This window comes from Pseudomonas edaphica, from assembly GCF_005863185.1.
GTDB lineage: Bacteria > Pseudomonadota > Gammaproteobacteria > Pseudomonadales > Pseudomonadaceae > Aquipseudomonas > Aquipseudomonas edaphica.
Genome location: NZ_VBVZ01000275.1, coordinates 1 through 8018 on the forward strand (window position 1 = coordinate 1; position 8018 = coordinate 8018).

The window sequence follows — 8018 nt, forward strand, 5'->3', positions numbered from 1 at the left end:
GATCCACCATGTCCAAACAAACCACCCGCCCCACCCCCTTCGGCCCCAGCGACCGCAGTGAAGAACCTCTTTTTTGCGTACAACCCGGCATTCCCATCGAACATGCACTGGAACATGCCAGCTATGTTTTAGGCACCGCGCGCGTGCTCACCTTGGCAGCTCAAGACTTGTGCACCGAACACCAGAGCTACCTGAACTGGGCCAGCCTGCAATTAGCCGAAACCGGTTTGGCATTGGTTGAGGCTTCCATCGAAGGCTTGCAGGCGGATTTTTCTGCTCAGTAAGCAATTCATCGGGAGCAAGCCCCCTCCCGCCGTTGGCCGTATTTCAAAGCAGGGACGCGGTTAAATGCGGGAGGGGCCGTAGAGGCTACGCAGTGAATGGCGTTTGCCCGTGGGTAATAATTCGACTCACCGGCTCACCTTCGACGCTGTACTTCAAGGGCAGGGCGTATGTCGTCTCCACATAAAAAATATGTGGGTTATCGGTTTTCATGACCGCCAGCCCCGAGGTATTGACCTCGTAGTAATGCGTCATCTTGTCCAATTGGTTGCCATGTCGCCGGCGCCCAAAAATAGTCGTGGAGATCTCTTTGGTTGCCGCATCATCAGGCGCCAGATCCGTAAAGTAATGCCTGCCTTTCCCACGCGGTAACGGCTTGCCATCCACGTTAAGCACCGAGGACTGCAAATGCCAATCGCTGTTGATTGCGGCATGAGACTTTGCCCCGGTGTAATGGTAGAAACGGTTCTCGCCTTTGACGGGCGGATCCATCAGCGCCTTTTCACCCTGGAAAACTTCAGGCAACTTGGGTCGTTTAAAGGCCGGTTGACTGCCGGCCCCCCCCACGCCTGCGGCTGAACCAGAGCTGCCTTGCCCGGCAGGACGTTTTTGCGGCGCAGGCCTGATCCCATTCATGCGTTGCAGTGTTTCGGGCTTGACGCCTCCCAGCAGGCTGTTCAGTCGCCATTCGCCGGTGCCTGTTGGCTGGAGGAACATCACCGTTTTCTGGGTGACAGGATCAATAACCCGAACCTGGCCGCCCGCAACTTTATAGTTCCGGCTGATTTCAAATACTCGGCTGGTGGCTGTGCCATCGGTGAAACGAACATAGTGCTGATCACCGACTTGGTAAGTGCCATCCCCTTTTATATTCCGGCCCTCAAGCAGGCTATCAGGCAGTGAGTGAGCACTGTAGTCGGGCAGTTGGCGACCGGTGCCGGCGATGTCGGATACCGTGTTCGCTACCTTCCCAGACACGCCAACATTGACAGACTGCTCCTGCAATATTTGCTTCAGCTCCCTGAAACTACTTTTCAACACTGTCTTCCCGCCCCTTGCCAGCCCCACTGCCAGGTCTCCCAGACCATCGGTGGGGTTCAAGCCACTGGCAACTGAGCGCAAAACCGTATCGGACACCTTGAACGCCCGTGTTCCGAGCTTTTCACCCAACTTGCCCAACGCCTTGCTCGCCTGCCCCAGCCCTTTGCCGAATGGCAGGATGAAACCAAAGATATCCAGCGCAAAGTCCTTGATGGCCGCGCCGGTATTGCCCTTGACTGCGTTTTCGATGGCATTTTTAAACGGAATCAGTCCGGTCACAAAATCATGCGCGGCCTTGATGCCGGCCTCTTCCTTTTCCACCTCGGTCACGCCTTTGGCGCCTGCCTTTATGGCATCGCGATCATGTAACAGGTGGTCGGCGATCACCTTGGCGATCGCGTCGAACCGAGCATTCACGGAAACCGCGGAACTGGCGTCCTGCCCTTGCCTGGGCTCAGGCAAATAAGGCGCGTTGAGCTGCTGAGTCAACAGCCCCGTCGAAACCTTGCCAGCCTGTGGCGGGGTGCCGTTTTCATAGGCCTCATAATCGACCGGAACACTGACCCCTTTAGCCTGAGTCGTGGCGTAGGTTTGAGCGTTGGCCACTCGTGGAGGGGGGTTAGGCAGATACCGGGGCAGGTCGTCGCGACGGCGGATGACGCCTTGCAGGGGGAACACTTCGTAGTACACATGGCGCAGGTTTTTAACGTCCCGGTCACTGCCGTTTTTGTCGACTTTGGTCAGCACCCGCATCAACAGTCCGTAACGCGCCTTGGCCGCTTGTGCCTGTTCCGGGCTCTCCGTCTCCTCAGCCTGCGCAACACCGGCTTTGCGTAGAGAAAAAAACTCGACCTTACCCGACGCGATGGTGTGTCTGTCTTGCGCAGACAGCTGCAATAGTTGGTGTCTGGAGGTGGTTGTCACGCCCTCCTTCAAGTTGTTGAAGTAGCTATCGAACTGGCTGTCGAATGCCTGGTTGACATCAGGAAGCGGCTTGACCCGGGTGAAACGGTTACCTAACTGAAAATCGTACCGCTGCCCTCTTGGGATACGGTCCATCTTTCCTGACATGTAGATATCCAGTAACGAGTGGTACTGGCTTTCACTGGCATCGATGTTGGCAATGCTGATATTACGCACATCAAATGAGTGATCGGCCCCATAGGCCTCTTTCAGGTTTTCAACTGCGATGTTCTCGCGGGTGGGCATGGCGGCGCTTATCTGCTCATGGGCTTTTTTCAATGAGGAGAGTTCCTCATTGAAGGCGTCGCGTAACCCGACCACGTCTTGCGACGTATAGTCTTCATCGTCCTTACCTGCCATTTCATCCTGGGCAACGCCCCACTGAATCAACGCATTGGACTGAGCCTTGGCCTCGACAACCCCCTCGGCCTCCGAGACAGGACTGTGATTGGCCAGCCTCATGAACGTTTGAAAATCGGTGTATGTCGCAATGCCCGGCGTCCAAAACTCTTGCGCCTGCACAACCGCCGACAGCTTGGCAAAGGCCGCAGACTTAACCACCAGGTTGCTGGGCATATCTTCGGCAATGAAGGCAGGGTCAGCGCCTGCAAGCAATAAGCGCGCGGCGGCCGGTGCCAGCTCGACAGGCACCTTGCCCTGGTCCACCAGATGTTTCTCCAGGCGCGAGACGACCACCGAAGGATGGACATCTCGATTGGCTGGCTGGTAAAGGTCATACCCGGCCACGACGCCACGCTTGCTGCCGGCCTGCGGATCCAGCTCCAGCACCATTGCAGCCAACGCCCAACTTGCATCTTTGCTGGTCAGTGACGCGTCACTGTTGAGGGCCATTTCCAGCGTTTGGCCCAAGTTTCTGATCTGAGCACTGCCCAGCATGCTTTCAAGCAGCTGCGCGGCGCTCATGCCTTGAAGCGAAACCCCATGCGTCTCAAAAAAAGCAGCGAAGATGCCTTTGCCAGGCGACAGCGTGGCCATTTCGGCGGCCGCCATTTCGCTTAGCCGGGTGCGCTGACCACTGTCCAATGTGGCGGGCTGGGATAACAGCCCCCAGTAATTGCCGTGCTCAACCGGCTCAGGCAACGGCTCCTTGCACACGGCGATGAGGTTGGCCAGTTGCCCGAGATCCTTGGGGACCCACCATTGATTTTCCCGCAGGAACCACGCCAGCGGCACATCCTCGCCCGGCGCGATTTTATAGGCGCGCCCAAAAGTAGAAACGTGATGAGCGGAAAATTTCTTCACTTCGAGCAACGCTGCAACATCCAGACTCGGATCCTCGGCGATGGCCGCCTGGATCTCTTCCAACGCCACCGTCAGGCAATAATTGGTATGAATATTCCCTGCCAATTCTTGGCGCTGACTGAGCGTCAGCGCCGAAGGCTTAGAGGTGTCGCGGGCCGGAGCGTTTTCCAGTGTGGCTCTGCGCAACCTAGGCACCCTGGGCGTTTGGGGAGCCGAAGGCGCTTGCAACGGTTCATTGCCCACCGCCGCAGGAGGTGATTCAACCGGCAATGAAGAGGATGGCGTTATAGCCAAAAACGGTTGCTGATTGCCTGGACTGAGGGGGCGGTAAATCATCGACTCTTTCTCACATAAATGGACTTGAAGTAGGACCTGTCGAGGCGCTCTGTTCCGACAGGCTTCGGTACTTCCTGAGTGTCGATTCGTATAAAAACCGCTAAAAAAACTTGTTTGATCATGTGTTCAATGCAGCGCACAGACCCTGTCTCTGCCCGTAGATAGTCAACCCGGCCCAGCCACAGGTACGATGGTCTATCCCTTCGCGAGGTCATCATCATGTTCTTCGGCGTTCTACTGATCATCACCTGGCTGATCCTGCTGCTGCGCTACCCCGCCAAAGCCTTGCCGGTATCGCTGGCCGCCGCCGTCGGCCTGGGTTTTGTCGCCATCTGGGTGGTGTGGCTGGACAGCCGCGAAGCCTCGCAACTGGCACGCCTGGAACTGCGCATCAGCTACGCGCCACAGGAATGCCCAGCCGACCGACCGTTGAAACTGGTGCTGATCAACGGCAACGACGTGCCGCTCACTGAATTGCGCTGGCGCCTCGCAGCGTATGCACCGGGGGACACGGTGAACCTGGCCGATAACGTTTATGCTGCGCCGCGCTACCGCGGCCCTGGCGAATTACAGGCCGGCGCCACCTGGGACGACTGTTTACCCACGCCGCCGCTGCGCCCCGGCTACCGCCCGCAAACCCTGGAATTTCGCGCCGAGCACCTGCAAGGCAGTTTCTCGGACTGACAAAGGATTGATCCATGCCCAACGTACTCATCACCGGTTGCTCCAGTGGCATTGGCCGCGCCCTGGCTGACGCCTTTAAATCCGCCGGCTTCGACGTGTGGGCCAGCGCCCGCCGCGAAGCGGACGTCGCCGCCCTCGCTGCTGCCGGCTTCAATGCCGTGCTACTGGACGTCAACGACAGTGCGGCGCTGCAGCGCCTGGCCGAACAGCTCGGCGAACTGGACGTGTTGATCAACAATGCCGGCTACGGCGCCATGGGGCCGCTGCTCGACGGCGGCACCAAAGCCATGCAGCGCCAGTTCGAGACCAATGTGTTTTCCATCGTCGGCGTCACCCAGGCACTCTTTCCCGCGCTGCGGCGCAGCAAAGGGCTGGTGGTGAATATCGGCAGCGTTTCGGGTGTGCTGGTCACGCCGTTTGCCGGTGCGTACTGCGCCTCGAAAGCGGCGGTGCATGCCTTGAGCGATGCATTGCGTATGGAACTGGCGCCGTTTGGCGTGCGCGTGCTGGAAGTACAGCCGGGAGCAATCAATACAAGCTTCGCGAAAAACGCCGGCGCCCAGGCTGAGCTGCTGATCAACGAACAATCGCCCTGGTGGCCGTTGCGTGAAGGTATTCGTGCGCGCTCCCAGGCTTCGCAGGGCAACCCGACTTCGGCCGAGCAGTTTGCAGCTCAAGTGCTTAAGGCTGTGCAACACCCAACACCGCCACGGATGTTGCGTGCGGGCAATGGCAGCCGAGCGTTGCCGTTGATGGCGGCGCTGTTGCCAAAAGGGTTGCTGGAGAAAGTCCTGAAGAAGCGGTTCGGACTCTCTGGCTCACTCTAGCCCTTCATAAAATCAATAAACGCCCGCACCTTCAGCGGTAAATGCCGCGTATCCGGGTACATCGCGTAAATCCCTTGCGGCGCGAAGCGATGGTCCGCCAGTAAGCGCACCAACCGCCCCGCGTCCAGATCACCCTGCACCAGCCATTGCGGCAGCACCGCCACACCATGCCCACGCACGGCAAAAGCCTGGAGCACAGACGCACTGTCGGCCACCAGCGCCGCAGGGCCGGAACGGTATTGATGCTCGCCGCCGGCCGGGTCGGTCAGGCTCAGCTCCGTCAAACGGCCATGGCCTAACTTGGGCACGCGCTCCAACGCATCCAGGGTTTGCACCTCGGCAAACTCAGGCGCGGCGACAGCAAACACCTCAAAGGTCGACAGCTGCACCGCCCGGTGATTGGAGTCGAGCAGTCGCCCCAACCGAATCGCCACGTCAAAGCGTTCGGAGATCAAATCGGCATGGGTGGAGGATGTGGATAAGTGAATGTTCAAGTCCGGGTGCAGGCGCCGAAAAGCCTCCACCGCAGGAGCAACGACTGCCAACGCGTATTCCACCGTGGTGGTGATGCGTAAGGTGCCTTTGAGCTGGGCATGTTCGGAGCGGGCTTCTTCCACCGCCAACCGAGCTTCTTCCAGCATGCGCGTGCAACGCAGGTAAAAGCGCTCACCGGCATCCGTCAGTGCCAACTGGCGGGTGCTGCGAGTTAACAGGGTCACGCCCAGTTCTGCCTCAAGGCGCTTGAGGTTGAAGCTGACCACGGCGCGGGTCTGGCCCAGCCGATCGGCGGCGGCGGTGAGCGAGCCGGCCTCGACCACGGCTTTGAAGGTGTCGAATCGGTCCAGGCTGACCATTGGCCTCGCGCTCCTTTGTCAAAATATTTTTGACAAACTAACAGTCAAATCACCGTATCCCAAACGCTGCTTGCGACCTACCCTGCCCGCTTCACTCGCAGGATCGCGTTTATGACCTACCGCTCGAAAGTCGCCTGGATCTTTTTACTCGGCTTTGCCCTGGACCTGGTGAACATGTTTGTCGCCACCGTTGCCTACCCGGACATCGCCCGCGAACTGCACGCCTCGGTCACGCAATTGGCGTGGATCAGCAACGCCTACGTACTCGGGCTGACCGTGATCATTCCGTTGAGTGTGTGGCTGGCGGCGATCATGGGCGAACGAACGCTGATCGCGGCGAGCCTGCTGTTGTTCGCGGGCGCCTCGGTGATGGTTGGCCAGGCGGGTTCCATCGAAACGCTGATTGGCTGGCGGGCGCTGCAAGGTTTGGGCGGTGGCTTGCTGATCCCCGTGGGCCAGGCCATGGCTTACCGGCACTATCCAGCGGCAGAACGCAGCCAATTGACAGCCAGCGTGATGTCGGTGGCGCTGCTGGTACCGGCATTGTCGCCGGCTTTGGGCGGGCTGATCGTCGACAGTGTGTCATGGCGCTGGATCTTCTACGCCAACCTGCCGCTGGCGTTGCTCACGTTGCTGCTGGCACTGCTGTGGATAAAACCTGATGCACCTGTAACAGTGCGCCCGGCCCTGGATGTGCGCAGTATTTTCAAACAGATCCGCAGCCCGATGCTGCGCGTGGCGATGTTGGTCTATCTGTTCATCCCCGGCATATTTATCGGCACCAGCCTGATCGCTATTCTCTACCTGCGCGGCCTGGGCTACGACGCGACACACACCGGCGCGCTGATGTTGCCGTGGGCGCTGGCGTCGGCACTGGCGATTTTCCTGAGCAAAAAACGCTTCAACCGCTACGGCCCAAAACCCTTGCTGCTGGCGGGCATGGCCCTGCAATGCATCGGCATCCTGCTGCTGACAAAACCCGAACCGGCCGTAATTATTCTAGCCTACGCGTTGATGGGCCTGGGCGGCAGCCTGTGCAGCAGCACGGCGCAGACCTTGGCGTTTCTCGACATACCCGCCGAGCGCATGGGCCACGCCAGTGCGCTGTGGAACATCAATCGACAAGTCAGCTTCTGCCTCGGCGCTGCCGCCCTCAGTGCGTTGTTGTCGGCCTTGGATTCCTTCGTCATAACCTTCACGATAGCCGCAGCCCTGACACTGCTGCCCCTTTTTGCCGTGTTGCGCCTGGATACATCCAGAGTCCGCACGCTGCTTCACCCTGCCAGCGAGCCCAGCCATGATTGATTACAACGATTTTTTTGAAGAAGTGATCCAGACCCACGTCGAGATCGAGCAATGGTTTGCCGGGGTCGCGCCTGAAGGCACCCTGGAAACCTTGCTTGCGCGCTTTTCACCCGATTTCAGCATGGTCGCACCCGCCACCGGCACGAGAGTGAATACAGCCGGGGTTAAAGCGTTGTTCACGCGCCTGGGCGGTATGCGCCCGGGGTTGAAGATCACCTTGAGCGAAATGGCCGGGATCGACCGGCACGCGCGCGGTGCCACGGTGACTTACCGCGAACACCAGATTGATGACAGCGGCACCCAGACTGACCGCCGCGCCACCGTGGTATTCGAAAAACAGGCCAGCGGCGCGCTGCTGTGGCGCCATCTGCATGAAACCTTCATCAAGGCATAACACAGCCAAAACTGTGGGAGCTGGCTTGCCTGCGATGGCGGTGGGTCAGCTGAAAACAGGTCAACTGAC

General features: G+C 59.2%; 7 protein-coding genes. 5 read left to right on the top strand and 2 right to left on the bottom strand.

Annotation, left to right across the window (positions count from 1 at the left end; all coding sequences use genetic code 11):
• Nucleotides 1-284, top strand: a 284-nt coding sequence (locus FEM54_RS18280) for a DUF3077 domain-containing protein (RefSeq protein WP_240792769.1), incomplete at its 5' end; no start/stop codon positions are given.
• A gap of 85 nt (nucleotides 285-369) precedes the next feature.
• On the opposite strand, the gene FEM54_RS18285 is transcribed toward FEM54_RS18280, so the two are convergent.
• Nucleotides 370-3744, bottom strand: a complete 3375-nt coding sequence (locus FEM54_RS18285; RefSeq protein WP_240792770.1) for a hypothetical protein — start codon at nucleotides 3742-3744, stop codon at nucleotides 370-372.
• Between the two features lie 360 nt (nucleotides 3745-4104).
• Between FEM54_RS18285 and FEM54_RS18290 the strand changes: the two genes are divergently transcribed.
• Both FEM54_RS18290 and FEM54_RS18295 read left to right on the top strand, forming a co-directional pair.
• The gene (locus FEM54_RS18290; protein WP_069786112.1) at nucleotides 4105-4569 is read left to right on the top strand and encodes a multidrug transporter; all 465 of its coding nucleotides are present in this window, start codon (nucleotides 4105-4107) and stop codon (nucleotides 4567-4569) included.
• A 14-nt stretch (nucleotides 4570-4583) separates the two neighbouring features.
• Entirely contained in the window at nucleotides 4584-5396 is an 813-nt protein-coding gene (locus FEM54_RS18295; protein ID WP_099548418.1) for an SDR family oxidoreductase, read from the top strand.
• On the opposite strand, the gene FEM54_RS18300 is transcribed toward FEM54_RS18295, so the two are convergent.
• Nucleotides 5393-6250 carry a LysR family transcriptional regulator gene (locus FEM54_RS18300; RefSeq protein ID WP_138452322.1) on the bottom strand — a complete coding sequence of 286 codons (858 nt, stop codon included), beginning with the start codon at nucleotides 6248-6250 and terminating at the stop codon, nucleotides 5393-5395. The two genes, FEM54_RS18295 and FEM54_RS18300, sit on opposite strands and share 4 nt — an antisense overlap.
• 111 nt (nucleotides 6251-6361) lie before the next feature.
• Between FEM54_RS18300 and FEM54_RS18305 the strand changes: the two genes are divergently transcribed.
• Both FEM54_RS18305 and FEM54_RS18310 read left to right on the top strand, forming a co-directional pair.
• On the top strand, nucleotides 6362-7555 hold the full coding sequence (locus FEM54_RS18305) for an MFS transporter (protein ID WP_138452324.1): 1194 nt from the start codon (nucleotides 6362-6364) through the stop codon (nucleotides 7553-7555).
• Nucleotides 7548-7949 (top strand): nuclear transport factor 2 family protein, encoded by a 402-nt coding sequence (locus FEM54_RS18310; protein ID WP_017138162.1) that lies wholly within the window; start codon nucleotides 7548-7550, stop codon nucleotides 7947-7949. The genes FEM54_RS18305 and FEM54_RS18310 overlap by 8 nt, the downstream gene beginning before the upstream one ends.
• Nucleotides 7950-8018: the final 69 nt, after the last annotated feature.

Coding starts and splice junctions, on each gene's coding strand:
- FEM54_RS18290 (WP_069786112.1), top strand. CDS start 4,105: ATGTTCTTCGGCGTTCTACTGATCATCACCTGGCTGATCCTGCTGCTG.
- FEM54_RS18295 (WP_099548418.1), top strand. CDS start 4,584: ATGCCCAACGTACTCATCACCGGTTGCTCCAGTGGCATTGGCCGCGCC.
- FEM54_RS18300 (WP_138452322.1), bottom strand. CDS start 6,250: ATGGTCAGCCTGGACCGATTCGACACCTTCAAAGCCGTGGTCGAGGCC.
- FEM54_RS18305 (WP_138452324.1), top strand. CDS start 6,362: ATGACCTACCGCTCGAAAGTCGCCTGGATCTTTTTACTCGGCTTTGCC.
- FEM54_RS18310 (WP_017138162.1), top strand. CDS start 7,548: ATGATTGATTACAACGATTTTTTTGAAGAAGTGATCCAGACCCACGTC.